Consider the following 25,269-nt stretch of genomic DNA (forward strand, 5'->3'; position numbering starts at 1 on the left):
CCACGCCCCCGAAGGGTCACATGTCTCAACGCAGCTACCGGTCCGCGATCGTCGGCACCGGCGGGATCGCCACCGCCCACGCACAGGCCGTCGCCGGGTCCGGCGGGCGGGCCCGCCTCGTCGCGGCCGTCGACGTCGACCTCGGCAGGGCCGAGACCTTCGCCGCCACCTGGCAGGTTCCCCGCACCTTCACGACTCTGACCGAGCTGCTCCGCGAGGAGCGGGTCGATCTGGTCCACCTCTGCACCCCGCCCCTCCTGCACGCCCCGCTCGCGCTCGAATGCCTCGAAGCGGGCGTCACGGTGCTCGTCGAGAAGCCGCCCACCCTCTCCCTGGCGGAGCTCGACACGCTCGCCGAGGCCGAGAGCCGCTCGACGGCCCACATGGCGACCGTCTTCCAGCACCGCTTCGGCCCCGGCGCGGCCCGGCTGCGCCGCATGCTGGCCGGCGGCGAACTGGGCCGCCCGCTGCTCGCCACCTGCCTGACCCAGTGGTACCGCGGCGACGCCTACTTCGAGGTCCCCTGGCGCGGCACCTGGGCCTCGGAAGGCGGCGGCCCCACCATGGGCCACGGCATCCACCAGTTCGACCTGCTGTTCTCGGTGCTCGGCCCGTGGCGCGAGGTCAGCGGCCTGGCCGTCCGCCAGGCGCGCGACACCGAGACCGAGGACGTGTCGATGGCCATGGTCACGTTCGAGAGCGGCGCGGTCGCCTCGGTGGTCAACTCGGTGCTGTCGCCGCGCGAGACGTCCGTGCTCCGCTTCGACTTCGAGCGCGCCACCGTCGAGCTGGAGCACCTGTACGGCTACACCGACGCCGACTGGAGCGTCACCCCCGCCCCCGGCTGCGAGGACGTGGCCAAGCGCTGGTCGGCCGAGGGCCGCAGCGCCGATTCCAGCGGCCACCACGGCCAGCTCGCGGCGGTGCTCGACGCGCTCGACCGGGACGAGGCGCCGCCGGTCACGCTGGCGGACGCCCGCGTGACGATGGAGTTCGTGGCCGCCCTGTACGCCTCCGCCTTCACCGGCGAGCGGATCACGCGCGGGCAGGTCGGCCCCGGCAGCCCGTTCGCCCGGCGCATGGACGGCACCGGCGCCCCCTGGGAAGGAACGGACGGATGACCACCCTCCAGGCCGTCCACACGCTGGGCCGGTCCGTCGCCGTCACGGCCGGGGACGTCGAGCTGTTCGCCTACGTCTACCGTCCCGACACGCCCGTCCTGGAGTCGCCCAAGCCCTACCTGCACCCGGTGCGCACCCTGGGCGGCGACGTGGTCTCGCTCTACCGGCCGCACGACCACGTCTGGCACAAGGGCATCGCCTGGTCGCTGCCGCACGTGGGCGAGCACAACTTCTGGGGCGGGCCCACGTACGAACGCGGGCGCGGCTACGTACAGCTCGACAACAACGGCAGCGCCGTGCACCGCGAGATGACCGCGCTCGGCGCGGACGGCGGGCGCGCCGGCCTGGCGCACCGGCTCGACTGGATCTCCCAGGAGGGGCGGCCGGTGATCGAGGAGCGGCGCTCGCTCACGGCCACCGTGCTGGACGAGACGGCCTGGGCGCTGGTGTTCGGTACGGCCATGACGAACGTGTCAGGCGGGCCGCTCGACTTCGGCTCCCCGACCACCAAGGGACGCGAGAACGCCGGTTACGGCGGGCTGTTCTGGCGCGGCCCGCGCTCGTTCACCGGCGGGATCATCCAGTCGCCGTCCGGGGCGGGCGGCGACGAGCTGCGGGGGACGCGGGCCGAGTGGTTCGGCTTCCGCGGGCGTCACGACGAGACCGGCGGCTGGTCCACGATCGTCATGGTGGACGACGCGGCCAACCCTCAGCACCCGCCGCGGTGGTTCGCCCGCAGCGAGATGTTCGCCTGCCTGTGCCCGGCGCCGTTCTTCGACGAGGAACTGCGGGTGGAGCACGGCCGCACGCTCGGCTTCCGGTACGCGGTCGTGATCGCCGACGGAGACCGGGGCGACGAGGGCAGCGCGCTGCTGGCCGAGCGGGGCCGCGCGGTGCTGGCCGACGTGCCGGCCGACGTGCCGGCCGACGTGTCCGCCGCCTTGGCGCCGCCGGGCGGGGCCGTCGCATGACGGCGTTCCCCGGCGGCACCTCCGTCTCCCGGTTGTCGGTCTACACCGGCGCGTGCGCCGACGGGCTCGAAGGCGGCACCCCTCACTTGCACACCGCCTCCACCGAGGCCTACGTCGTCACCGGCGGGCGCGGCGCGCTGCAGACGCTCGACATGAACGGCCTGCGCGAAACGGAGCTGACCGCGGGGACGACCGTGTGGTTCACGCCGGGCACCATCCACCGGGCCGTCAACCGGGGCGGCCTGGAGGTGGTCGTCGTCATGCAGAACGCCGGGCTGCCCGAGGCGGGCGACGCCGTCATGACGTTCCCGCCGGAGGTGGTGTCCGACCGGGACGCCTACCAGGAGGCGGCCGGGCTGCCCGCTGGCGGGGAGGAAGCGGCCGTGGCGCGGCGGCGTGACCTCGCCGTCGAGGGGTTCCTCCGGCTGGCCGAGAGCGCCCGCGCGGGCGACTACGGGCCGCTGCTGCGCTTCTACGACAGCGCCGTCGCCCTGGTCCGGCCCAAGGTCGCGGGGTGGCGGCGCATCTGGGAGACCACGGTCGCCGCGGGGACCCGCGACACCGCCGAGGTGCTCGACGCCCTCGGCCGCGGCGACGGCATCCACCTGCGGCACGCCATGCTCCTGGAGGCGCCGCCGCAGGAACGCTGGGGCATGTGCGGCCACCTGCGCGCCCACGACGTCACCCGCCCCATCGTCCACGCCCCCGTCTCTCCCTCCGCGCGCCCGGCGTCCGGCCGTGATGCCTGACGGGGCCGAGGGGCCGGGCGCGGTGACCCTGCATGACGTGGCGCGGGAGGCGGGGGTCTCCGTCGCCACCGCGTCCCGCGCGCTCAACGGCAGCGCGCGCAACGTCCGCACCGAGAACGCCTCCCGGGTCCGGGCCGCCGCGGCCAAGCTCAACTACCGGCCGCACCTGTCGGCGCAGGCCATCGCCAGGGGCCAGACCAGGACCGCGGCCCTGGTCGTGGGCGACGTGGCCGACCCGTACTTCTCCGCCATCGCCGCCGGCGTCACCGAGGCCGCGGAGGCGGCCGGGCTGATCGTCACCATGGCGGTGGCCGGCCGTTCACCCGAACGCGAGCTGGAGATCATCCGCACGCTGCGCGGCCAGCGCCCCCGCCTGATCGCCGTCGCGGGCAGCCGCATCGACGGCGCCGCGACCAGGGCCGCGCTCTCCGGCGAGCTGGAGGCGTACCGGTCCGCCGGCGGCCGGGTCGTCATGATCAGCCAGCGCGACCTGCCGTTCGACACGGTGACCATCGACAACGCGGGCGGCGCGTACCAGCTCGCCCGCGCGCTGGCGGCGGCCGGTTACCGGCGGTTCGCGCTGTTCCGCGCGCCCGTCACCGTGCGCACCTCGCGTGACCGGTGCGCCGGCTTCCTGGCGGGACTGCGCGAGCTGGGCCTGGCCGTCGAGGACCGGTTCGTGGTCGAGACCGAGTTCACCCGCGCCGGCGGCTACGAGGCCGCGCGCCGCCTCGCCGAGCGCGGCCTGGACGGGGTGGAGGTGGTCTTCGCCGTCACCGACGTGATGGCGATCGGCGCCATGTCCGCCTTCCGCGACGCCGGCCTCGTCCCCGGCAGGGACATCGGCGTCGCGGGTTTCGACGACATCGACTCCGCCGTGGACGTGACGCCCGCGCTCACCACCGTGGCCGTGCCGCTGCGCGAGGTGGGGCTCACCGCGATGCGGGTCGCCCTGTCGGACGACCCGGGGCCGGTGAGCGTGCAGACCTCGACGACGGTGCTGCTCCGCGAGAGCACCCCGTTACGCCCCCGGACCCGCTGACGTCTCCGGCCGTGCTGCGAGAAATTGGGTACGGTGCCCTGACGGTGGCAGAAAGGCAGACATGCGGAAATTCGTGATCATGGGGGTGCAGGGGAGCGGTAAGGGGACGCAGGCGGCGATGCTCTGCGACGATCTCGACCTCGTGCACATCAACGTGGGCAACATCTTCCGCTGGCACGTCAAGAACCACACCAAGATCGGCGCCCAGGTCCGCCGCCTCGTCGCGGCCGGTGAGCTGGTCGGCGACGACCTGGTGGAGGACGTCGTGCGCGAGCGGCTCCAGCAGCACGACTGGAACTTCGGCTTCGTCGTCGACGGCTTCCCGCGCAACCGGCGGCAGACCGAGTTCTTCCTGGAGAGCTACGACATCGACGGCGTCATCCTGCTCGACCTGCCGGACGACGAGGTGCGCCGCCGGGTGCTGGCCCGCCGCCTGTGCTCGCGCTGCGGCATGGACTACAACCTCATCGCGCACCGCCCCGAGACCGAGGGCCGGTGCGACGTGTGCGGCGGCGAGCTGGTCACCCGAGCCGACGACACGCCGGAGGCCCTGGCCAGGCGGCTGCGCGACTACCACGGCAAGACCGACCCGGTGATCGACCTGTTCCGCCGTAAGGAGTACGTGGTGGTGGTCGACGCGCGCGACGACCAGGCGACGGTCCAGCAGACGATCAGGGACCGCCTCGGGCTGCCCGCCTACCGCGCCGGTTCGAGGACCTGAGCCGGGAACGTCATCAGGTGGCCGCGCCGGGCGCGCTCTCGTGCCCCGGGAGGCCGCGGGTGCGGCGGCGGGCCTTCATCTCGGCCTCGTAGACGTGCGTGCGCCCGCCCACCAGCCGGTCGCGGGCCTCCGCCTCCAGCCGCTGGAACGTCGCGTAGTAGCCGGCGTCGTACTCCTCGACGACCTGGAACGTCCACCGGCCTTCCAGCACGTTCAGCCCGATCAGCTCCCGTTCGATCCGCCCGGCCAGCTCGCCGTGCCCGGCGCCGCGCAGCAGCTCGGCCACCTCGTCGAGGGCGTTGTCGGCGCCGCCGGTGAGCTGGTGGAAGGCGTAGAGGTGGCCACGCGCCCGGTGGATCTTCTCCAGGGCCTCGCTGAACAGGCCGAGCGCCTCGACGACCTCGTCGGTCACGCCCGGCGGCCGCCGGTGCGCGGGGTCGGGATCTCCGCTGACGTGCTGATCTGCCATGTCCTGGCGCTACCCGCTAGAGGCCCGCCAGCACGTCCGGCCGGTTGGTGATGATGCCGTCCACCCGGTACGAGACGAGCCGCCGCATGATCTCCGGGTCGTCCACCGTCCAGGTGAAGACCTGCATGCCGAGCTCCTGGACCGCCTCCACGTAGCCGGGGGTGAGGTCCCGGTACGGCGGGTTGACCTGGCCGGCGAACTCGGCGAGCCCCGCCAGCTCGTCTGCCGTGGGCGTGCCGAGCAGGCCGACCGGCACGTCCGGCATCAGCCGGTGGAAGGTCCGCATCGAGTCCCAGTCGAACGACTCCACCACCACCGGGCCCGGCCACGAGCGGCGCAGCTCCAGCACCGTGCGGCGCTCGATGCCGGGATAGAGCTCCGGGGCCTTGATCTCCAGCAGCAGGCCGAGGCCGGTGCGGTTCATCGCCTTCAGCGCCTGCCGGAGGGTCGGCACCCGCGTGCCCGCGAACGAGGGACCGAACCACGAGCCGGCGTCCAGCCGGCGGATCTCGGCCAGGGTGAAGTCGCCCACCCGCCACGGCGACCGGTCGGGGAACACGGATTCCACGTCGGTGGTGCGGGTGAGCGTGGTGTCGTGCATGAGGATCAGCGCGCGGTCCTTGGTCTCCTGGACGTCGAGCTCGAACATGTCGGCGCCCTGCCGGGCAGCCAGCTTGAGAGCGCCGATCGTGTTCTCGGGAGCGTAGGCGGAGGCCCCGCGGTGGGCGACGTTGGAGACCCCGGCGGGCGGCGCGGCCCCGGCCGGGACGGTGAACGGGCTGGTGACCAGGCTGGTGACCATGGCCAGGGCCACCAGGACGGTCATGAGGACGGTGCGTGTGCTTCGGGACATGGGTCTCCTCGATAGCGGGGAGTCGCCTACGCACCGAACCTGACGTGCCGTCATGACGAAGTGTTGACGCGGAAGTGGACGTCCGATGGACCTTGCGGATCAGCTCTCCGTCAAGAGCGACCGCACCACGTACCTCATCGTGGCCCAGACCACGTACAGCAGGGGCGCGAGCGCCAGCAGCAGGCCGAGCACCGGCTTGAGCAGCACCACCGCGACCGCGAGCGCGAGCACCGCGAGCGTCGGCGCCGTCAGGTACCAGCGGCGGGCCACCAGGTACAGGCACGGCCGCACCAGCTCGCGCACCCGGCGCGGCGACTCCGCCACCACCACCAGCACCGCCACCGTCACGGCCACGACCAGCGCGGCCCCGGTGGCGAAGAACGGCACCAGGGCCGCACCCCACGAGGTGCCGGCGACCACCACCGCGTCGAGCGCGAGCACGCTCACCGCTACCGTGCCCGCCAGCCACGCGGCCAGCGCGCGCGTCGCGGCCCGCCGGTAGCCGGACCAGAAGGCGCGCAGCACCGCCGTCGAGCCGTCGTCCAGCAGGGCGAAGCACCGGAACGCGCCCGCCAGCGCCGGCGCGCACACCGCCGACAGCACCGCGAAGAACGGCCACGACAGCAGCGGGTCGCGCACCAGCGCCAGCGCGGCCAGCAGCGGCGCGCACGACAGCGCCAGCAGCACGTTCGTCATCAGCCCGACGTAGACGGTGCCGAAGACCTTCTCGTACGTCTCCTGCCGAGCCGGACGCAGCAGGCTGGTCCGATCAAGGCGCACCGCGCTCATCCCTTCAGCCCGCTCGTCGCGATGCCCTGGATGAAGTAGCGCTGCCCGAACAGGAAGATGACCATGACCGGCAGCACCGACAGCACCGCGCCCGTCATGATCATGGCGTAGTCGGCCTGGTACTGCCCGACGAAGGAGCGCAGGCCGAGCTGCACGGTCCACAGCTCGTTGCTCGTCAGGTAGATGAACGGCCCCATGTAGTCGTTCCAGGTGCTGACGAACGTGAGCAGGGCCAGGCTCGCCAGCGCCGGCTTGGAGAGCGGCAGGATGATCCGCCGGTAGATGCCGTACTCGCTGAGCCCGTCGATCCGCGCGGCCTGGCACAGCTCGTCCGGGATCGACATGTAGTACTGCCGCATCAGGAAGACGCCGAACGCGCCGAACGCCTGCAGCAGGATGATCGACAGGTGCGTGTTGATCAGGTCGGCCCGCTGCATCATGATGTACTGCGGCACCATGTAGGCCTGCCACGGCACCGCGATCGTGGCGATGTAGGCCAGGAAGAGCCCGTCCCGGCAGGGGAAGCTCACCTTGGAGAAGCCGTAGGCGGCGAAGCTGCCGGTCAGCACCTGAAGGAACGTGATGACGACCGACAGGTAGAGCGAGTTGCCCAGGTAGGTCGCCATCGGGATCTGCTCCCAGATCTCCACGTAGTTCGACCAGCGGAACTCCCGCGGGATCCACTCGATGGGGATCGTGAAGACCTCGTTGTTCCGCTTCAGCGACGAGGTGACCATCCACCCGAGCGGCAGCAGCACCAGCAGCGTCACCGCGACGAGCGACACGTACGCCAGCGTCCTGCGGAAGATCCGGGGCCCGCGCGGCGGCGGGCCGGCCTGGCTCGGGCCGGGGCCGGCGGCCGGGGGAGCCTCGCGCAGCGTGGTCATCAGGAGCTCCTCCGTTCGTTGATGCGGAACTGGACGACGGTCACGGTGAACACCAGGAGGAACAGCACCAGCGCGATCGCCGAGGAGTAGCCGAACTCGCCCTCCCTGATGCCCTCCCGGAAGATGAGCTGGGCCAGCACCAGCGTGCTGCGGCCCGGCCCGCCGTCGGTCATGACCACGATCAGGTCGAGCACCTTGAAGCTCTGGATGGTCAGCATGACCAGCACGAAGAACGTGGTCGGCCGCAGCGACGGGATCGTGATGCGCCAGAACCGCTGCCAGGCGTTGGCCCCGTCGACCATGGCGGCCTCGTAGTACTCCTTGGGGATCGTCTGCAGACCGGCCAGATAGAGCACCATGTAGTAGCCCATGTCACGCCACACGCTGGTGGCGATGACCGCGGGCATCGCCCAGTCGGTGCTCGCGACCCAGCGCGGCGGGTCCTGGACGCCGATCGCCTCCAGGAACAGGTTGACCGGCCCCGCCGTGGGGTTGAACAGCATGTTCCAGACCACGGCCACCGCGACCAGCGAGGTGACGTACGGGAAGAACGCCGCGGTGCGGAAGAACTCGACGCCGCGCAGCCTGCGGTTCAGCGCCATGGCCAGCCCGAGGGCGGCGGCGAGGGTCAGCGGGATGTGTCCGGCCGAGTAGTAGATGGTGTTGCGGAGCGCCACGTGGAAGTTCTCGTCGTTCCACAGCCGCGCGAAGTTCTCCAGCCCCACCCACTCGGGGTCGTTGGCGGAGTCCCATTCCATGAACGCCAGCGCGAACGCGGCGAGCACCGGGACGAGCGTGAACAGGGCGAAACCCAGGAAGTTCGGCAGGATGAAGCTCCACCCGATCAGGGTGTCGCGCCAGGCCCGCCGGCGGCGGGGCGTCTGCGATCCGCCCGGCGCCGGGTGCGTCATTACGTGCGCCATGGTGTCCCTCTGTGAATCCTTTCGCGAAAGACTCCTCGCGAACCTGATGCGGGAGCGGCGGGCGCCCCCCTGCGCCCGCCACGGCGTCCCTTAGTTGAGGACTTCGCTCTTGACGCGGTCGCTCATCGACTTGATCCCCTCGGTCACCGACTTGTCGCCGACCATGATCAGCTGGTGCTCCTCGTTGAGGATGGTGTCGACGTCGGAGGTCTTGTCGCTCACCGGCATCTCCAGCACGACCTTGTCCGGCTCGAACGCCTTCTTCGACAGGTCGTCGGCCGGCATGCCCTTGAGGCCGAAGTACGCCTCGGTGATCGCCGGGTCCTGCAGCGCGGGCACCACGCCCACCTTGGTGATCGCCTCCGCGCCGGCCTTGCTCGCGGCGAACTGGACGAACTTCCTGGCCAGGTCGGCGTTCTCGCTCCGCTTGTTCACCGCGAACGCCGTCGGCGAGCCGAACGTGGTGACGTCGGTGGCGCCCGGCCGCTGCGGCATCGGGGCCAGCGCCCAGTCGACCTGGCTCTCGCCCTTCTCCTTGGCCTCGAGGATGCCGGAGATGTACCAGGTGCCCATGGGCATCATGGCCGTCGCGGCGGTCTCGAACATGGTCCGGTAGTCGGCCTGCTGGGCCGTCGCGGTGCCGAAGTCCAGCGCGTTGCCGCCCTTCTGCAGCCCCAGCGCCATGTTGTACTGGTCGGCGAAGAAGTTGTAGTCGCCGCTGAGCTGGTCGCCGCCGGTCTGGGCCGCCGAGATCGCCTGGATCACCGACCGCCAGGTGTGGTGGTAGGTGCCGTAGACCTTCTGGTTGCCGTCGCCCTGGCTGAGCTGCTGGGCGTACTTGGCGTAGTCGTCCCAGGTGATGGGGCCGTCGAGCTTGATGTTCGCCTTGTCGAACATGGCCTTGTTGTAGTAGAGCAGCCAGAAGTCCTGGCGGTACGGCAGCGCGAAGTAGCTGTCGTTGACGTTGAAGGCGTCCAGGCCGGCGAGCTTGGAGGTGTCGGTCGACTTGACCATGTCCGTGATGTCGAGGAGCTGCCCGCGGGCGGAGTAGCGCGAGTAGTCCGTCACGTTCTTCATGGTGATCACATCGGTCTTGTCGCCACCGGCCAGCATCGTGGTGACCTTCTCGGGATAGTCGTCCGCGAGAATGTCGGCCGGCTTCACCGTGACCCCGGGGTTCGCCTTCTCGAAGGCGTCGAACAGGGCGGTGAACTCCGGCGTCTTGGCGAGGTTCCACACGGTGATCGTGAGGGTGGTGCTCCCGCCGCCTTCGGCGGTCTCACCGGAGCCGCCGCCACCGCACGCGGCGACCGCGAGGGCGAGCGCGGCGGCCACTCCCGCGGTCTTCACAAGATGGCGGCGCACTCTGGCCTTGGGGGGGTTCGAAGGGATCATTGATCCGGTCTCCTTCCATGAAGCCGGGCTCAGGCGCTCACGCTGATCTCGTCGGCTGTGACCGGCGCCCGTGGCGGCAGGCCGGACAGGTAGCGTTCGAGCTCGTCGAGGGCGCTCTCACTCATCCGCCGGGTCTCTGATCCCAGAGATCCGGCGACGTGGGGGGTGATCATGACGTTGTGCAGGTCGTACAACGGCGAGTCGGCGGGCAGCGGCTCCGGGTCGGTCACGTCGAGGATCGCGTCGAGCCGCCCCGTCACGCACTCGCTCTCCAGAGCGGCGGTGTCGAGCACGGACCCACGCGCCGTGTTGATGACGGTCGCGCCGTCCCTCAGCAGGGCGAGCTCCGCCGCCCCGATCAGGTGACGCGTCTCGGGCAGCGCGGGCACGTGCAGGGTGAGCACGTCGCAGCGCCGCAGCAGGTCGGGCAGCTCGACCAGCCTGCCGCCGGCCGCGCGCACCTCGGCCGGGTCGGCGTACGGGTCGGCCACCAGGATGTCGACCTCCAGGCCGCGCAGCCTTTCGGTGACCCTGCGGCCCACCCGCGAGAAGCCGACGACACCGATCGTGCGCCCGCGGTTGGACAGCTCGCCGCGCCCGGCCGCGTAGGACCAGTCGTCGCGATGTTTGCGCGCGTCGTGGGCCAGGAACGGGGCCTTCTTGCCCGCGAAGATGATCGCGGCGAGGGTGAACTCGGCGACCGGTATCGCGTTCTCGTCGGCGGCGTTGGTCACGAGTATCCCGCGCCGCCATACCTCGTCGGTGACGAAGGAGCGTACCGTGCCCGCGCAATGGAAGATCGCCCGGAGCTCCGGCGCACCGGCCAGCAGCTCCTTCGTCAGCGGGGGGCAGCCCCACGAGGTGACGAGCACCTCGACCTCGCGCAGCCTGCGCCGTACGAGCGGGTCGTCGAAGTTCATGGTCGAGATAGGATCGGTGAGTTCGACGAGTTCGTGCAACCGTCGTAACTGCGGCTCCTGAAACTGCACCCCGAAGTGCGCAGGATCCATGACCAGCAGGGCCTGTGGTCGACGACGGTCTCTCACCCGGATCCTTTCGGCAGCAAGCGCTTACCAGTGTCGCTGATCATGTCCGATCATTTCAATCACGTCAAGATCTCTTTAGGGCGCTATACGATCGTTATCGATCGTCAAGGTCAGGATTGGCGGCGCATTTCGGCGTGAAGGCTGATCGAAGTGAGCGCTTTTGATCAGTCTTTGCTTGACGTGTTCGCTCGGTGATGCCAGCATCGCCTGAACTCATCGCTGACTGGGGAGGCCCGATGCGCTGGCTGCGGGAGCTGGACGACCGGAAACTCTCGCCCCACACCGGCTGGACCCGCGACCACTGGGCGGCGCTGGCCGACCATCTCCTGCTGTCGGCGCGGCGCCACGCGTCCCCCTCGCACGCGCGGATCTCCTTCCCCGGCGAGCCGGGCGGCTACGGCCCCGACGTGGACGGGCTGGAAGGCTTCGCGCGCACGTTCCTGGCCGCCGGGTTCCGGGTGGCCGGCGAGGGCGGCCGCGACCCGCACGGCCACCTGGAGTGGTACGCGCGCGGCCTGGCCGCCGGCACCGACCCGGGCTCTCCCGAGCGGTGGGTGCGGCTGGACGAGCACGACCAGGCCAAGGTCGAGGCCGCCTCCATCGCGCTGGTGCTCCACCTGACCAGGCCGTGGCTGTGGGACCGGCTCGACGAGGGCGTCCGGGAGCGGGTGGTCGCCTATCTGGCCCCGGCGATCGGGTCCTGGTATCCGCCGATCAACTGGGTGTGGTTCCAGATCGTGGTCGAGCAGTTCCTCGCCTCCGTCGGCGGGCCGTGCTCTCCCTCCGACATCGAGGCCGGGCTCGCGCTCACCGACGGGTTCGCCCGCGAGCAGGGCTGGTACGCCGACGGCGACAAGCGCGCCTACGACCACTACGTCGGCTGGGCGCTGCACTTCTACCCGCTGCTGTGGACCGAGATGGCCGCCGGCGACCCGGCCGCCGACACCCGCCGCCCCGCCTACCTGTCCAGGCTGGAGCGCTTCCTGCGCGACGCCGTCCACCTCGTCGGCGCCGACGGGTCGCCGCTCATCCAGGGCCGCAGCCTCACCTACCGGTTCGCCGCCGCCGCCCCGTTCTGGGCGGGCGCCAGGGCCGGGGTCGGGTCGCCCGGCCTGCTGCGCCGCGCCGCCTCCGGCATCGTCCGCCACTTCGCCGAGCGCGGCGCCCCCGATGACGACGGCCTGCTGACGCTCGGCTGGCACGGCCCGTGGCGGTCGATCGCGCAGTCCTACTCCGGCACCGGCTCGCCCTACTGGGCCGCCAAGGGCCTGTACGGCCTGGCGCTGCCCGCCGACCACCCCGTGTGGACCGCCGTCGAGGAGCCGCTGCCGGTGGAGGAGGGCGACTTCCAGCTCGCGATCCGGTCACCCGGCTGGCTGGTCTCCGGCACCCGCGCCGACGGGGTCGTCCGCGTCGTCAACCACGGCACCGACCACGCGCTGCCCGGCGACCAGCTGTCCGACTCCCCGCTCTACGCCCGCCTGGGTTACTCCACCGCCACCTCGCCCGTCCTGGCCGGCCCGCACGCCGCCGACCCGCTCGACCAGTCGGTCACCCTCCTCGACCCGTCGGGCCGGCCCAGCCACCGCACCGGCTTCGACGCCCTCCTCGCCGACACCCTCCCCACCGGCACCGCGCTCGGCGCCTCCCGCTGGCGGGCCCACTGGGTCGAGCCCGGCCTGGACGCCCCCGACCACGGCTCGGGCCGCGCCGGCGCCGTCACCCCCGGCCCGACGCTCACAGTCGTGTCCGCGCTGCGCGGCCCCTGGGAGGTCCGGCTCGTCCAGGTGGCCGCCCCCTGCTCGTCCCCTCTGCGGATCGGCGGCTGGCCGGTCTCGTCGGCCTCCGACTCCCTGATCGTCCCCGGCCCCGGCCTCGACCTGGCGGACGTCACCCGCGCCGAGGACGCCACCCCGCTGTCCCCGGAGACCTTCATCCCCTGGTGCGGCACCACCGCCGCCGCCGAGCCCGGCCGCTGGTACGTCGCCGGCGTCCACCTCGGCACGGCCGCCTCCCCGGCCCCCGAGATCGCCTGGACCGCCACCACCGCCCGCATCACCTGGCCGGACGGCGTCACCGACACCCTCGACCTTCCCGCCCTCCTCCGCTGACGGGACGGCGGTCAGGCGGAGGAGGAACGCACGATCAGCCGGGGCTCGACGACCACGCGGTGGGCCGGGCGGTGCGGGTCCCGGTCGGCCAGGCGGGCCGCCAGCAGCGCGAACGCCGCGCGCCCGATGGCCGCCTTCGGCGGACGCACCGCCGACAGCGGCGGGTCGCACAGCTCGGCCACCTCGTCGTCGTACGTGACCACCCCCAGGTCTCCTGGCACCCGCAGGCCGCGTTCCTGGCAGCGCTCGACCAGGCCGATCGCCTCCGGATCCGGATGGACGAGCAGCGCCGTGGTGCCCGTGGCGAGGCAGGCGTCGAGGATCTGGTCCAGGGCCGCCGTCCAGCCGGGGTCGCGCCGGTCGACCACGGTCAGGTCGGGGGCGCCCTCCAGGCCGAGCTCCTCGCTCGCCTGCCGCCACCCGCGCCGCACGTGCGGCGCCGTCGGGCTCTGCTCGGTGGTGATGACGCCGATCCGGCGGTGCCCGAGCGCGGCCAGGTGGCGCACGGCCATCGCGGCCCCGAGCGCGTGGTCGCTGACGACGGACTCCATGGCCTCCTGGTAGGGACCGATGGTGGCGGCGCGTTCGACGAGCACGACCGGGACGGGCGCCTGGCGCAGCCACCGCACCAGCTCCTCGCCGTCGTCGCCGGTGGTCGTGGGCGCGACGAGCAGCCCGTCCACGCCTACGAACTCCACCAGCCACGACAGCTGCCGCCGCTCGTCGGCCGCCTGGTAGGAGGCGCCGCGCAGGACGATCCTGGCCCCGGCCGCCGCCGCGGCCTGCCGGACGCCGCGGATCACGTCGGGCCAGTAGTAGTCGAGCGACGGCACGACCATCCCGATCGTGAGCCGCCGCGCCTCGCCGCCGTTCTCCTCGGGGACGGGCTGCGGCGGCGCGGCCCCTTCCGGCTCGCCGACGAGCGCGCCGCCGTGCAGCACGGCCCCGCCGCGCACCCGCCGGATCACCCCCTGGGAGGCGAGCAGCGCGATGTCGCGGCGGATGGTGATGGCGGAGACGTCCAGCTCCTCGGCCAGGTCGGTGACGCGCACCACGCCGCGCTGCCGCAGCAGCTCGACCACCTGGGCGCGGCGCTCGTCCGGCAGCGGCGCCGGCGAACCGGTCCCGGTCATCCCCGCACCCCCACCCGCACCAGGACCGACCCTTCGGCGGTGCCGGGCAGGGCCAGCTCCAGCCGGGTCAGCCGGTCGCCCCACACCGAGGTGAGCATCGGGTCGTCCAGCTCGCGCACGGTCAGCGAACCGGCCGCCCGCTCCGGGTCCCACGTGAGGACCGCGGCCCGCCCGCCGCCGGGCGGCCGCACCTCCACCTCCCCGGGCCTGTCCTGCCGCACCTCGCCGGCCAGCAGGAACCGCAGCGCGCTCGGCTCCCCGTCGCCGGTGAAGCGCCAGGCGTCCTCGATCGTCACCTCGCCGGACGACCGGTCGAGGAGCGCCGTCCGCCACCACCGCTCCAGCCCGCCGACCGGGTAGGCGGCCGCGAGGTCCAGCCGTACCCGGAAGAGGCCGGGCTCGTCGGCCACCTCGACGTCCCTGGCCCGGTAGGACGCGCCCGCACGCTGCGGCGTGCCGCGGACCTCGGGCACGTTGTGCCAGTCACCGCGCATCGTCCAGATCGCGTAGCGGTCGGGCCCGAACGTCCGCGCCGTGTACGTGGGCCGCCCCGCGTCGACCACGGCCGGCACCCCGTCGACGGCCACGATCACGGAGCCGACGTCGTTGTGGTTGTGGTTCTCCGCGTTGTGCCCGCCCTTGACCACGAGCGCGAGCCCCCGGTCGGTGCCGCCGGCCGCGCGCGCGACGCCCACCTGGGTGCCCGGCAGCCACGCGGAGGCGACCAGCGGCGGCCCGGCGGCCTCGGCCTCCAGCCACGCCGGGTCGCCCAGCGCGGTCATGACCCGCCCCAGCTCGGCGGCGGGGGAGACGGCGGCGGCGCGCTGGGCGGCGGCGTGACGGACGCCGTCGGGATCGCCGACCCGCCGCGCCCACCGGTGGAGCACGTCCCAGGGCTGGCCGGCGGGCGGCCGCGCGCGGGCGTCGGCGACGTTCACGTACCACCCGCCGCCCAGATGCATCAGGTACGGGAAGCGCACGGTCGCGCGGACCACCGGCGCCCCGGCCGCGTCGAGCACCCCCGAGGTGGCGTGCGCCAGCACGTCGAGCGCCTCCAGCGCGCGGCAGGCGCCGTTCCACCAGTATTCGTAGCCCTCGTCCACCGACCCGTCGGGAGGCAGCGCCGCCAGATAGCGGTCGACGCCCTCGACGGCCAGCGCGACCTGCAGCGCCCGCTCTTCGCCCGGCTCGGCCAGGCGCAGCGCGGCGACCAGCACGTTGCCGCAGATCCACGGGCACCAGTTGTGGACCTGACCGTCGAGTCCGAGCCAGTGCCAGTCGCGCCGCCGGGTGAACGGCTCCAGCACCCGCGCCCGCACCTCGGCGCGCACCCGCTCGCGCACGCCGGGGAAGCGCTCGTCCAGCCGCTCGCCGATCGCCTGGTCGGCCCAGGCGAGCTGGGCGGCCACGTCGCCGGCGCCGAGGTCGAGGCAGGGGGCGGCCGGGTCCGGCAGCACGGCGCCGCGCGGCCGGCAGGACTCCTCGTGCGCCGGCCAGCACCACGAGCTCTGCTCGCACAGCAGCACGATCCCGTCGGCGGCCTCGGCCAGCCACCCGTCGTCGCCGGTGGCCGCCGCCATGAGCACGGCCCGGGTCAGCCGGTCCTGGCGTTCGAACACGTTGCGCTCGTAGACCGTGCGGTCGCCGTCCTGGAAGTAGCGCGCGTACTGCGAGGCGAGCGGTTGCGGCCACGGAGAGCCGCGCTCGGCCTCCGCCCGCTCGCGCACCGGCTCCAGCGCCCGCCGCGCCGGCTCGCCCGCCAGGTCGGGGGCGGGCAGCGCGCGGCCGGGATCCAGCAGGACGCGGGCCAGCGCGCCCGGAGAGGCGGCCGCTCCCCAGAGGCTGAGCAGTGGGCCGGGACGGGCGGTCTCCGCGGCCCGGAGGGGCGGGCCGGTCGCCGTGTTCGTCATAGTCCCTCCTCGGGAGCCACCTCATAGTACCGATCGAACCTGATCGAAGATGATTCACCCGCGAACCTCCATGGAGCAAGTGATCGAACCCTTACACTCCTCTGGATCATGAAAAGAAAACTGTGGGCCGCCGTGGCGGCGCTCGTCCTCGTAGCCGCGTGGGGCTGCTACGAGCTGGTCAACGCACGCACGTTCCAGCTCGCGGGGAAGCTGGTCGACCGGGTGGAGACGGCGGAGAAGGTCGTCGCGCTCACCTTCGACGACGGTCCCGACGAGCACACGCGGGAGATCATCGACGTGCTCGCGAAGGAGCGGGTGCGTGCCACGTTCTTCGTCGTCGGATCGGAGCTGCGCGCCCGCCCCGGGCACGCGGCCGCGCTGGTGCGGGCCGGCCACCAGCTCGGCAACCACACGTTCACGCACCGCAGGATGGTGTTCGTGTCCGGCTCGACCGTGGCCGAAGAGGTGGAGCCGACCGACGCGCTCATCCGCGCCGCCGGGCAGCGCGGCGACATCCCGTTCCGGCCGCCCACCGGCAAGAAGCTGCTCGCGCTCCCTCTCTACCTGGCCGAACGGGAGCGGGTCACGGTGATGTGGGACGTCGAGCCCGACTCGGGCCGCACCCCCAGCGCGGAGCGGATCGTGGCCGAGGTCCGCGAGCAGGTGCGGCCGGGCTCGATCGTGCTGCTCCATCCCTGGTACGAGAGCGGCGCCCGGACCCGCGAGGCCATCGGCGGCGTCGTCTCCGGGCTGCGGGCCGACGGGTACCGGTTCGTGACCGTGGCCGAACTGCTCGGCCAGGAGTGAAAACCGGGACCGAGGGGCAGAGGAGAGCCTTCGCGGACGGGAGGCCGGATGGGGACGAGCGCCGAGCGGCGGGTGGAACAGGTGGCCAGGGAGGCTCTCGGGCTGGACGAGCTGCGGCCAGGCCAGCCCGAGGCGATGGCGGCGCTGGCGGAGGGCCGCGACACGCTCGTGGTCATGCCGACGGGAGGCGGCAAGTCGGCCGTCTACCAGGTCCCCGCGCTGCTGCTGGACGGGCCGACGCTGGTGGTGTCGCCGCTGATCGCGCTCCAGCGCGACCAGGTGGAGGCGCTGCGCGAGCGTGACGAGCAGGCGGTCAGGCTGGACGCCGGCACCTCGAAGGGCGAGCGTGAGTCGTCGTTCGAGTCGCTGCGCGCGGGCGAGACCGAGTTCCTGTTCTGCGCGCCCGAGCAGCTCGCCAGGCCCGACGTGGTGCGCGAGCTGGCCGCGGCGAAGCCGTCCCTGCTGGTGGTGGACGAGGCCCACTGCGTCTCGGCCTGGGGCCACGACTTCCGGCCCGACTACCTGCGGCTGGGCGCCGTCGCCGACGCTCTCGGCCGGCCCGTCGTGGCCGCGCTGACCGCGACGGCCGCGCCCCCGGTGCGGGCCGAGATCGTCGAACGGCTCCGCATGCGCGACCCGCTGGAGGTGGTGTGCGGCTTCGACCGCCCCAACATCAGCCTGGAGGTACGGGGGACCACCGGCGACGGCGAGGACGTGGCCGAGGCCGTCGAGGCGCTGGCCAAGCCCGGACTCGTCTACACCGCCACCCGCAAGCGGGCCGCCGAGCTGGCCGGACGGCTGGGCGAGCGGGGCGTGCGGGCGGCCGCCTACCACGCCGGGATGCGGCGGGCCGACCGCGACGCCGTCCAGGAGGCGTTCATGGCCGGGGAACTCGACGTGGTGGTGGCCACCAACGCGTTCGGCATGGGCATCGACAAGCCGGACGTCCGGTTCGTGGTGCACGCCCAGGTGCCCGGCTCGCTGGACTCGTACTACCAGGAGATCGGCAGGGCGGGCCGGGACGGCGAGCCCGCCGCGGCGGTGCTCTTCTACCGGGCGGAGGATCTGGGGATGCAGCGGTTCTTCACCGGCGGGCTGCCGGACGAGGAGGCGCTGGCCGTGGTCGCCCGCGCCATCGGCGAGGAGGGCGGGCGGACCGACCGCAAGCATCTGCGCGAACGGCTCGGCATCACCGCGCGCCGCGTCACGTCGCTGCTGAACCTGCTGGAAAAGGCGGGCGCGGTCCGGCTCGGCACCCGCTCCGTCGCCGCCGCCGAGGACGCGCCCGCCCCGGAGGAGGCGGCACGGGCCGCTCGCGAGGTCGCCGAGCGGCACCGGGAGGTGGAGCGCACCCGGCTGGAGATGATGCGCCGTTACGCCGAGACCCGCGACTGCCGCCGCGGCTTCCTGCTCGGCTACTTCGGCGAGCGGCTGCCCGGCCCGTGCGGCGCCTGCGACACCTGCCTGGCCGGCACCGCGTCCGACCCGGAGCCGGCCGGCGACGTCCGGTTCCCGATGCACGCCCGCGTCGAGCACGTCGAGTGGGGGCCGGGCGAGGTCATCCGCCGTGAGGAGGACCGGCTGACCGTGCTGTTCCACGAGGGCGGCTACCGCGAGCTGCTGCTGTCGGCCGTCACAGAGGAGGGCCTGCTGCGCGAGGCCGGGTGACCGGGCATCCCGCCCGGTCGTGCACCATGGAGACGTGACCGTAGCAGAAGGCACCGCGCTCGGCCGGCTGGCCGGGCTGGTGGAGTGCGGCGGGGTGGTGGTGCTCAGCGGGGCGGGCCTGTCCACCGAGTCGGGCATCCCCGACTACCGCGGCCCGACCGGCCGGTCCCGCAACGCCCAGCCGATGACCTACCAGCGCTTCGTCGGCAGCGAGCAGGCGCGCCGCCGCTACTGGGCGCGCAGCCACGTCGGCTGGCGGCAGATCGGCGCCGCCCTCCCCAACGCCGGGCACCGGGCGGTCGCCGCGCTGGAGCGGCGCGGCCTCCTGTCAGGCATCGTCACCCAGAACGTCGACGGGCTCCACCAGGCGGCCGGGGCGCGGCAGGTGATCGAGCTGCACGGCGGCCTGGACCGGGTGGTCTGCCTGTCCTGCCGGGAGCGCACCCCTCGGGCCGAGCTCGACCTGCGGCTGCGCGCCGCCAACCCCGGCTGGGCGGCCGACGCGGGGCAGATCAACCCCGACGGCGACGCGGTGCTCACCGACGAACAGGTGGAGGGCTTCCGGCTGGTCGGCTGCCGCTCGTGCGACGGCGTGCTCAAGCCCGACGTGGTGTTCTTCGGCGAGAACGTGCCGCGCCCGCGCGTCGAGCGGTGCTTCGAGCTCGTCGGGTCGGCGCGGGCGCTGCTCGTGCTCGGCTCGTCGCTGGCCATCCGCTCCGGCCTGCGCTTCGTGGACCGGGCCGCCGCGCTCGGCCTGCCCATCGCGATCGTCAACCAGGGGGCCACGGGCGGCGACCACCACGCCACCCTCACCGTCGACGCCCCGCTCGGCGCCACCCTCACCGCTCTCACCGCGACCACTACGCCGCTGCGGGCACAATAGGGTCATGCCCGCCACCTGCCACTGCGGCCTGCCCGCCGCCTACGCCGACTGCTGCGGCCGGTTCCACCGCGGCGAGGCCGCCGCCGCGACGGCCGAGCAGCTGATGCGCTCGCGGTTCGCCGCGTTCAGCGTCCGCGACTCCGCCTACCTGATGCGCACCTGGCACCCGGCGAGCCGCCCGCCCGGCATCGACCTGGAGCGGAAGACGCGCTGGGTGCGGCTGGAGATCCTGGAGACCACCGGCGGCAGCGTCGTCCACACCGAGGGCACGGTCCGCTTCCGCGCCCACTACGTCCACCGCGGCAAGCCGGGCGAGATGGAGGAGCACAGCCGGTTCGTCCGCCACGAAGGCCGCTGGGTCTACTCCGGCGCCCTCTAGGAGGCCCGCCCCCGCCGCCCCGGCCGGTCCCGCCGGGTGAGCGCCGGCACCAGCCCCTGCGGCAGGAACAGCACGACCCCGATCAGCACCAGCGCGTACACCGCGTACGACAGCACGCTCGGCGCGTAGGTCGGCATCCCCGGCAGCGCGGCCAGCCGGTCGAGCCCCTGCACGAGCAGCGTGATCGCGCTCGCCCCCGCCAGCGCGCCCCACACCGTGCCCAGCCCGCCCACGACCGCCATGACGATGTACTGGATCGAGATCAGCACCGGGAACGACCCCGGCGCCACGTATCCGGTGTAGAAGCAGTAGATGCCGCCCGCCAGCCCCGCGAACGCGGCCGACAGCGCGAACACGACCAGCTTGTAGCGGCCCACCGGGATGCCGGAGGAGGCGGCGGCCGTCTCGCTGGTGGCCAGCGCGCGCAGCGCCCGTCCGGGCCGCGAGGCGATGACGTGGTGCGTGACCAGCATGACCAGCCCCAGCGCCGCCCACGTCAGCCAGGCGTACGCGGCCGCGCTGTCCATCTCCCACGACCCGATGCCGAACTGCGGGATGCCCTGCAGCCCGATGTCGCCTCCGGTGAACTCCAGCTGCCCCGCCAGCGACAGCAGGATGAGCTGCACCGCCAGCGTCGCGAACGCCAGATGGTGGCCGCGCAGCCGCAGCAGCGGCATCCCGATCAGCACCGCGAAGACGGCCGCCATCAGCGGCGCGGCCACCAGCCCCAGCAGCGGCGGGAACCCGTTCAGCGCCAGCAGCGCCGCCGTGTACGCGCCGACGCCGTAGAACGCGCCCTGCCCGAGCGAGACCTGCCCGGCGAACCCCATCAGCAGCGACACCCCGACGGTCACGATGGCCGCCAGCCCGAGCAGCACGTAGACGGCCAGCGCGCTGTCGTCGAGCACCAGCGGCAACCCCAGCGCGACGGCCACAGCCAGAGCCGCGGCGGCGATCCTCTTCACACCGCCTCCTCATGGATGGCCGACCGGCGGCTCGCCTGCACGATCATGACCACGAGCATGAGCCCGAGCGCCACCTCCAGCTGGTGGGAGCCGTACCCGTACCCGGCGGCCATCGTCTCGGCCACCCCCAGCAGCAGCGCCCCGCCGAGCGCGACGACCGGGCGGGTGAGCGCGCCGAACACGGCCGCGGCGAACGCGTTCACGATCAGCGTCACGTCCGTGTCGAACGAGATCGGCCGCAGCGGCGTGATCAGCACCCCGGCGAGCCCGCCGAGCAGCCCGCCGAGGGCGAACGCCAGCAGCCCCATCCGCCGGGTGTCGATGCCGACCACGCGGGCCGCGTACGGGTTGGAGGCGCACGCGGTGAGCGCCTTGCCCAGGTAGGTGCGCCCGAAGAAGAGCGCGAGCAGCACGAACGTGGCGGCGGTGACGGCGATGACGAGCAGGTGCTGCGTCTGGATCCGGGCCCCGGCGATCGTCACCGACCCGGCCAGCCCCGGCGCCGAGCGCGGCTGGTCGCCCCAGAGCACGATCTCGACCGCGTACGCGAGCACCCCGACCCCGAGCGTGATGATCAGCGACGACAGCGGCGTGGTGCCCGGCCGGCCGATCGCGGCCAGCCCGGTCAGCAGCCCGGCCACGCCGGCCAGCAGGACCGCCGCCGCCTCGCTCACCCCGTGCGGCACCCCGAGCCCGAGCAGCGAGGACGTGCACAGCCCCGCGACCACGGCGAACGTGCCCTGCGCGAAGTTGACCACCCCGGTCACCCGGTGGATGGCGACCAGCCCGCTGGCGATGAGCGCGATCGCGCACCCCACGGCCAGCCCGTTCAGCAGGTACGTCAGGAACGCGCTCATGTGATCGCTCCGCCCAGGTAGGCGCTGGCCACCCGCGGGTCGTCCGCCAGCTCCGCGCACGCCCCCTCCGCACGCACCTGCCCCGATTCGAGCACGTACGCGCGCGAGCACAGCTCGAACGCCAGCCGCGCGTTCTGCTCGATGAGCAGCACCGCCAGCCCCTGCTCCCGGTTGAGCGTGGCCAGGTGGGCGGCCAGGTCGGCGGTGATGTTCGGGGCCAGGCCGAGCGACAGCTCGTCCACCACGAGCACCTGCGGCCGGGACATCAGCGCTCGCCCGACGGCCACCATCTGCTGCTCGCCGCCGGACAGCACGCCCGCCCGCCGCCCGGCCAGCTCGGCCAGGCGCGGCAGCAGCTCGTAGACGGGGGCCGGGTCGCGCTGCCCGGAACGCCAGCCGCCCAGCGCCAGGTTGTCAGCGACCGACATATCCGGAAAAAGCTGGCGGCCCTCCGGCACCAGCGCCAGCCTGCCCTCCACCCGCACCGTGCCAGAAACCGTGCCCGACGCCGGAGTGAGCAGCCCAGCCAGCGTGTTGGCCAGCGTCGACTTGCCCGCCCCGTTCGGGCCGAGCAGCGCCACCATCTCGCCCTTGCCCACCGCGAGCGTGACGTGGTCGAGCGCGATGGCCGTGCCGTACGAGACCACCAGGTCGGTGACGTCGATCATGAGGCCTGTCCGAGGTAGGCGGCGAGCACGAGCGGATCCTCGCGGATCTCGGCCGGCGGGCCGTCGGCGATGACCCGCCCCAGGTCGAGCACCACGACGCGGTCGGCCAGCCGGGTCACGAACCCCACGTCGTGCTCGATGAGCAGGATCGTCAGCCCGTCCGCGCGCAGCTCCTCCACCAGCGCGGCCAGCCGCTCCCGCTCGTGCCCGCGCAGCCCTGAGGCGGGCTCGTCGAGCAGCAGCAGCCGGGGCCGCGCGCACAGCGCGCGGGCCAGCTGCAGCGCCCGCTGCTGGCCGATCGGCAGCCGGTCGGCCGGCCGTCCCGCCCACTCGGCCAGCCCCACCCGCGCCAGCGCGGCATCCGCCTCACGGCCGATCTCCCGCTCGTCGCGACGGTGGCGGGGCAGCCGCAGCGCCGCGGACACGAACCCCGACCGGGTACGGCCGTGCATGCCGACCATGACGTTCTCCCGGACCGTCATGGCGCGGAACACCCGCGCGCCCTGGAAGACGATCGACATGCCGAGCCGGGCCCGCCGGTGCGGCGCCAGCCGGTCCACCCGGTGCCCGAGGAAGGCGATCTCCCCGTGGTCGGCCGCCAGGTGGCCGGTGACGAGGTTGAACAGCGTCGACTTGCCCGCCCCGTTCGGCCCGATGATGGCGCACAGCTCACCCTCGGCCACGGCGAGCGAGACGTCCCGCACGGCGTAGACGCCGCCGAAGGAGCGCGACACCCCGGTGACCGCCAGCACCCGCTACCCCAGCCCGGCGACAGTCTTGGTCAGCTGCTCCCGCGCCCACTCGGTCGGCACGAACGCGCCGTCCCGCACCGTGTTGACCGAGATGTACTCGGGCGTCAGGCCGGAGTGGTCGGTGGGGGAGTAGCGGAAGCGGCCGTTCGGGGTGATCAGGTCCATCGTCTCCAGCGCCTGCTGGACCTTCTCCTTGTCGGTGCCGCCCGCCTTCCTGATCGCCTCGAACAGCAGCAGGCTCGCGCTGTAGCCGTCCTGCGCGAACTGCGGCGGCGGGTAGCCGTGCTTCTCCAGGTAGGGCTTCGCCATCTGCTCGATGACCTGCTTCTGCTTGCCGTCCGGCAGGTGCTCGCCCACCACGCCGATCGCGCTCTGCACCGTCATGCCCTCGGCGGCCTCGCCCATCGGCTCCAGCCACAGCTTGCTGGCCTGCGACGCGGTCAGGAACAGCGGCGTCTTCAGCCCGGACGCCGCGTACTGCTTGGCCGCGGTCACGCCCGGCGCGCCCGAGCCCCAGAACACCAGCGCCTCCGCCTCCGAGTCGCGCACGTGCTGGAACACCGGGCTGAAGTCGGCGGTGGTGGTCTCGTACGGCTCGTCCACCGCGATCGTGACCCCGTACTTCGGCGCCAGCGCGACCATGGACTCGTGCCCGGAGACCGAGTAGGCGCTCTTGGAGTCCCAGGCCACCGCGATCGTCTTGATGCCCTCGGCCTGGATGTACTGCAGGTAGCGCTCGGCGTACATGCTCGACAGCGCGGGCGTGACGAAGATGTACGACTTGATCGGCTCGACCTGCTCGACGGCCGGGGCCAGTGACAGGTAGGGCATCTTCTCGCGCTGCGCGAGCGGCTCGATGGCCAGCGCCGAGTTGGAGAACACCGGGCCGATGAGCGCGTCGATCTCGCCCTTGATCTGGTTGTAGGCCACGATGCCCTGGTCCGGCGCGGTCTTGTCGTCCCGCACGACCAGCTCGACCTGCCGCCCGAGCAGCCCGCCCTGCGCGTTGACCTGCTCGACGGCCAGCTCGACCGCCTTCTTGTCCTCGCTGCCGAGCGGGGTGTAGTTGCCGGTGAGCGAGACGATGAGGCCGACCCGGATCGGGTCCTGGGCGCCGGAGCCGCCGCCACCGCCGCCACCACCGCCGTTGCCGCCGCACGCGGCGAGCGCCACGGCGAGACTTGCCAGGAACGGTAGAAGCTTGCGCATCAAGACCTCCTGGTGGGAGTGGCCCGAATGTAGGCAGGTACATTACGGCTGTCAAGACAATGCCTAACATTGCGGCGGAGCGGGCTGTGGTGGAACGGGACGGCGGCGTGCGGCCGCAATCGGTGATCCTGACCTTTCTCGGCGATCACGTGTACGGCCGACGCTCCTGCGTGTTCTCCGGCAGCTTCATCGAGGCGTTCGGCCGGGTCGGCATCTCCGAGGAGGCCACCCGGTCCACCCTCACCCGGATGGTCCGGCGCGGCCTGCTGCGCCGCCAGCGCGCGGGGCGGCGCATGTACTTCGGGCTCACCCCGACCAGCGCCGAGGTGCTCAAGGACGGCGAGCGGCGGATCTGGCACACCGGCGTGGTCAACGACGCCGCCGGCGACCGGTGGACCCTGGTCGGCTTCTCGCTGCCGGAGTCGTGGCAGCGGCAGCGGCACGAACTGCGCTCGCGGCTGATCTGGGCCGGGTTCGGCCCGCTGCAGAACGGGCTGTGGATCGCTCCAGGCGAGGTCGACGCCTCCGGCCTGATCGACGACCTGGGCGGCGTGAAGGTGTTCTCCGCCGAGCCCCGGCATCCCACCGACATGCAGGCGCTGGTGGCCGACGCCTACGACCTGGCGGGGCTGGGCCGGCGCTACGAGGGGTTCCTGCGCCGGTGGGACCGGCCCGACCCGGTGCCGGCCGCGCCCGACGACCTGGCCCGCTCGCTGCTGCTGCTCACCGAGTGGCTGCAGATCATCAGGACCGACCCCCGGCTGCCGCTGCGCCACCTGCCGCCCGACTGGCCCGCCGAGAAGGCCCAGCGGCTCTGCCACGCGCTGCACCGGCGGTTCAAGCCGGAGGCGACGGCGATCGCCGACGAACTCCTCGACACCGTTCCCGATCTATGTTGGGCAGAACCGTGACAGCCGTTGCATAGTGGCCTAACTTGATGGCGAGAACGTCGAGGAGCGCG

25 protein-coding genes are annotated in these 25,269 nt (G+C 72.9%); 11 read left to right on the forward strand and 14 right to left on the reverse strand.

What is annotated here, in order from left to right:
• The first annotated feature begins 20 nt into the window (after positions 1-20).
• From KME79_RS32155 to KME79_RS32175, 5 genes are all read left to right on the forward strand, one after another.
• Positions 21-1,121, forward strand: coding sequence for a Gfo/Idh/MocA family protein (locus tag KME79_RS32155; protein WP_219548523.1), 1,101 nt, complete (start codon positions 21-23; stop codon positions 1,119-1,121).
• On the forward strand, positions 1,118-2,092 hold the full coding sequence (locus KME79_RS32160) for a DUF6807 domain-containing protein (RefSeq protein WP_219548525.1): 975 nt from the start codon (positions 1,118-1,120) through the stop codon (positions 2,090-2,092). Before KME79_RS32155 ends, KME79_RS32160 begins: the two co-directional genes overlap by 4 nt.
• Complete coding sequence (locus KME79_RS32165) at positions 2,089-2,841, forward strand: cupin domain-containing protein (protein WP_219548527.1); 753 nt, start codon at positions 2,089-2,091, stop codon at positions 2,839-2,841. The genes KME79_RS32160 and KME79_RS32165 overlap by 4 nt, the downstream gene beginning before the upstream one ends.
• On the forward strand, positions 2,834-3,883 hold the full coding sequence (locus KME79_RS32170; protein ID WP_246640787.1) for a LacI family DNA-binding transcriptional regulator: 1,050 nt from the start codon (positions 2,834-2,836) through the stop codon (positions 3,881-3,883). The genes KME79_RS32165 and KME79_RS32170 overlap by 8 nt, the downstream gene beginning before the upstream one ends.
• A 61-nt stretch (positions 3,884-3,944) precedes the next feature.
• Positions 3,945-4,604 (forward strand): adenylate kinase family protein, encoded by a 660-nt coding sequence (locus tag KME79_RS32175; protein ID WP_148033305.1) that lies wholly within the window; start codon positions 3,945-3,947, stop codon positions 4,602-4,604.
• Positions 4,605-4,617: 13 nt separating this feature from the next.
• On the opposite strand, the gene KME79_RS32180 is transcribed toward KME79_RS32175, so the two are convergent.
• The 7 genes from KME79_RS32180 to KME79_RS32210 all read right to left on the reverse strand — a co-directional run bounded on the left by KME79_RS32180 (position 4,618) and on the right by KME79_RS32210 (position 10,840).
• Positions 4,618-5,073, reverse strand: a complete 456-nt coding sequence (locus KME79_RS32180) for a hypothetical protein (protein ID WP_148033304.1) — start codon at positions 5,071-5,073, stop codon at positions 4,618-4,620.
• 16 nt (positions 5,074-5,089) lie between these two features.
• Positions 5,090-5,926 carry a glycerophosphodiester phosphodiesterase gene (locus tag KME79_RS32185; protein WP_219548531.1) on the reverse strand — a complete coding sequence of 279 codons (837 nt, stop codon included), beginning with the start codon at positions 5,924-5,926 and terminating at the stop codon, positions 5,090-5,092.
• 99 nt (positions 5,927-6,025) lie between these two features.
• Positions 6,026-6,706 (reverse strand): hypothetical protein, encoded by a 681-nt coding sequence (locus KME79_RS32190; RefSeq protein ID WP_219548533.1) that lies wholly within the window; start codon positions 6,704-6,706, stop codon positions 6,026-6,028.
• 5 nt (positions 6,707-6,711) lie between these two features.
• The gene (locus tag KME79_RS32195) at positions 6,712-7,602 is read right to left on the reverse strand and encodes a carbohydrate ABC transporter permease (RefSeq protein WP_219548535.1); all 891 of its coding nucleotides are present in this window, start codon (positions 7,600-7,602) and stop codon (positions 6,712-6,714) included.
• Entirely contained in the window at positions 7,602-8,525 is a 924-nt protein-coding gene (locus KME79_RS32200; protein ID WP_219548537.1) for a carbohydrate ABC transporter permease, read from the reverse strand. The genes KME79_RS32195 and KME79_RS32200 overlap by 1 nt, the downstream gene beginning before the upstream one ends.
• A 90-nt stretch (positions 8,526-8,615) precedes the next feature.
• A complete protein-coding gene (locus tag KME79_RS32205; RefSeq protein ID WP_219548539.1) occupies positions 8,616-9,920 on the reverse strand; it encodes an ABC transporter substrate-binding protein in 1,305 nt (434 codons plus the stop codon).
• A 29-nt stretch (positions 9,921-9,949) separates the two neighbouring features.
• A complete protein-coding gene (locus KME79_RS32210) occupies positions 9,950-10,840 on the reverse strand; it encodes a hydroxyacid dehydrogenase (protein WP_246640779.1) in 891 nt (296 codons plus the stop codon).
• 362 nt (positions 10,841-11,202) lie between these two features.
• Here KME79_RS32210 and KME79_RS32215 point away from each other — a divergent pair, with 362 nt between their 5' ends.
• Complete coding sequence (locus KME79_RS32215) at positions 11,203-13,077, forward strand: DUF2264 domain-containing protein (protein ID WP_219548541.1); 1,875 nt, start codon at positions 11,203-11,205, stop codon at positions 13,075-13,077.
• 11 nt (positions 13,078-13,088) lie between these two features.
• Here the strand turns inward: KME79_RS32215 and KME79_RS32220 are convergent, their stop codons facing one another.
• Positions 13,089-14,210, reverse strand: a complete 1,122-nt coding sequence (locus tag KME79_RS32220) for a substrate-binding domain-containing protein (protein ID WP_148033297.1) — start codon at positions 14,208-14,210, stop codon at positions 13,089-13,091.
• Positions 14,207-16,120, reverse strand: a complete 1,914-nt coding sequence (locus KME79_RS32225; RefSeq protein ID WP_219548543.1) for a heparinase II/III family protein — start codon at positions 16,118-16,120, stop codon at positions 14,207-14,209. Before KME79_RS32225 ends, KME79_RS32220 begins: the two co-directional genes overlap by 4 nt.
• Positions 16,121-16,228: 108 nt before the next feature.
• Here KME79_RS32225 and KME79_RS32230 point away from each other — a divergent pair, with 108 nt between their 5' ends.
• From KME79_RS32230 to KME79_RS32245, 4 genes are read left to right on the forward strand one after another with little or no spacing between them, the layout of a single operon-like run.
• Positions 16,229-16,927, forward strand: coding sequence for a polysaccharide deacetylase family protein (locus KME79_RS32230; protein ID WP_219548545.1), 699 nt, complete (start codon positions 16,229-16,231; stop codon positions 16,925-16,927).
• A gap of 48 nt (positions 16,928-16,975) precedes the next feature.
• Complete coding sequence (locus KME79_RS32235) at positions 16,976-18,595, forward strand: RecQ family ATP-dependent DNA helicase (protein ID WP_219548547.1); 1,620 nt, start codon at positions 16,976-16,978, stop codon at positions 18,593-18,595.
• Positions 18,596-18,629: 34 nt separating this feature from the next.
• On the forward strand, positions 18,630-19,478 hold the full coding sequence (locus tag KME79_RS32240) for an NAD-dependent protein deacetylase (RefSeq protein WP_219548549.1): 849 nt from the start codon (positions 18,630-18,632) through the stop codon (positions 19,476-19,478).
• Positions 19,479-19,482: 4 nt separating this feature from the next.
• Positions 19,483-19,857, forward strand: a complete 375-nt coding sequence (locus KME79_RS32245; protein WP_148033292.1) for a YchJ family protein — start codon at positions 19,483-19,485, stop codon at positions 19,855-19,857.
• On the opposite strand, the gene KME79_RS32250 is transcribed toward KME79_RS32245, so the two are convergent.
• Genes KME79_RS32250 through KME79_RS32270 form a run of 5 tightly spaced genes read right to left on the reverse strand, consistent with a single transcriptional unit; the run spans position 19,854 to position 24,308 of the window.
• The gene (locus tag KME79_RS32250; protein ID WP_219548551.1) at positions 19,854-20,822 is read right to left on the reverse strand and encodes a branched-chain amino acid ABC transporter permease; all 969 of its coding nucleotides are present in this window, start codon (positions 20,820-20,822) and stop codon (positions 19,854-19,856) included. The genes KME79_RS32245 and KME79_RS32250 overlap by 4 nt on opposite strands.
• Positions 20,819-21,679, reverse strand: coding sequence for a branched-chain amino acid ABC transporter permease (locus tag KME79_RS32255; RefSeq protein WP_148033291.1), 861 nt, complete (start codon positions 21,677-21,679; stop codon positions 20,819-20,821). The genes KME79_RS32250 and KME79_RS32255 overlap by 4 nt, the downstream gene beginning before the upstream one ends.
• Positions 21,676-22,347, reverse strand: a complete 672-nt coding sequence (locus KME79_RS32260; RefSeq protein WP_219548553.1) for an ABC transporter ATP-binding protein — start codon at positions 22,345-22,347, stop codon at positions 21,676-21,678. Before KME79_RS32260 ends, KME79_RS32255 begins: the two co-directional genes overlap by 4 nt.
• Positions 22,344-23,099 (reverse strand): ABC transporter ATP-binding protein, encoded by a 756-nt coding sequence (locus KME79_RS32265; RefSeq protein ID WP_219548555.1) that lies wholly within the window; start codon positions 23,097-23,099, stop codon positions 22,344-22,346. The genes KME79_RS32260 and KME79_RS32265 overlap by 4 nt, the downstream gene beginning before the upstream one ends.
• 3 nt (positions 23,100-23,102) lie before the next feature.
• Entirely contained in the window at positions 23,103-24,308 is a 1,206-nt protein-coding gene (locus tag KME79_RS32270; RefSeq protein ID WP_219548557.1) for an ABC transporter substrate-binding protein, read from the reverse strand.
• A gap of 86 nt (positions 24,309-24,394) precedes the next feature.
• Between KME79_RS32270 and KME79_RS32275 the strand changes: the two genes are divergently transcribed.
• Complete coding sequence (locus KME79_RS32275; RefSeq protein WP_261808743.1) at positions 24,395-25,219, forward strand: PaaX family transcriptional regulator; 825 nt, start codon at positions 24,395-24,397, stop codon at positions 25,217-25,219.
• The last annotated feature ends 50 nt before the right edge of the window (positions 25,220-25,269 follow it).

Origin of the sequence: Nonomuraea harbinensis, assembly GCF_019396385.1 — a bacterium.
In the GTDB taxonomy this organism is placed as follows: Bacteria; Actinomycetota; Actinomycetes; order Streptosporangiales; family Streptosporangiaceae; genus Nonomuraea; species Nonomuraea ferruginea.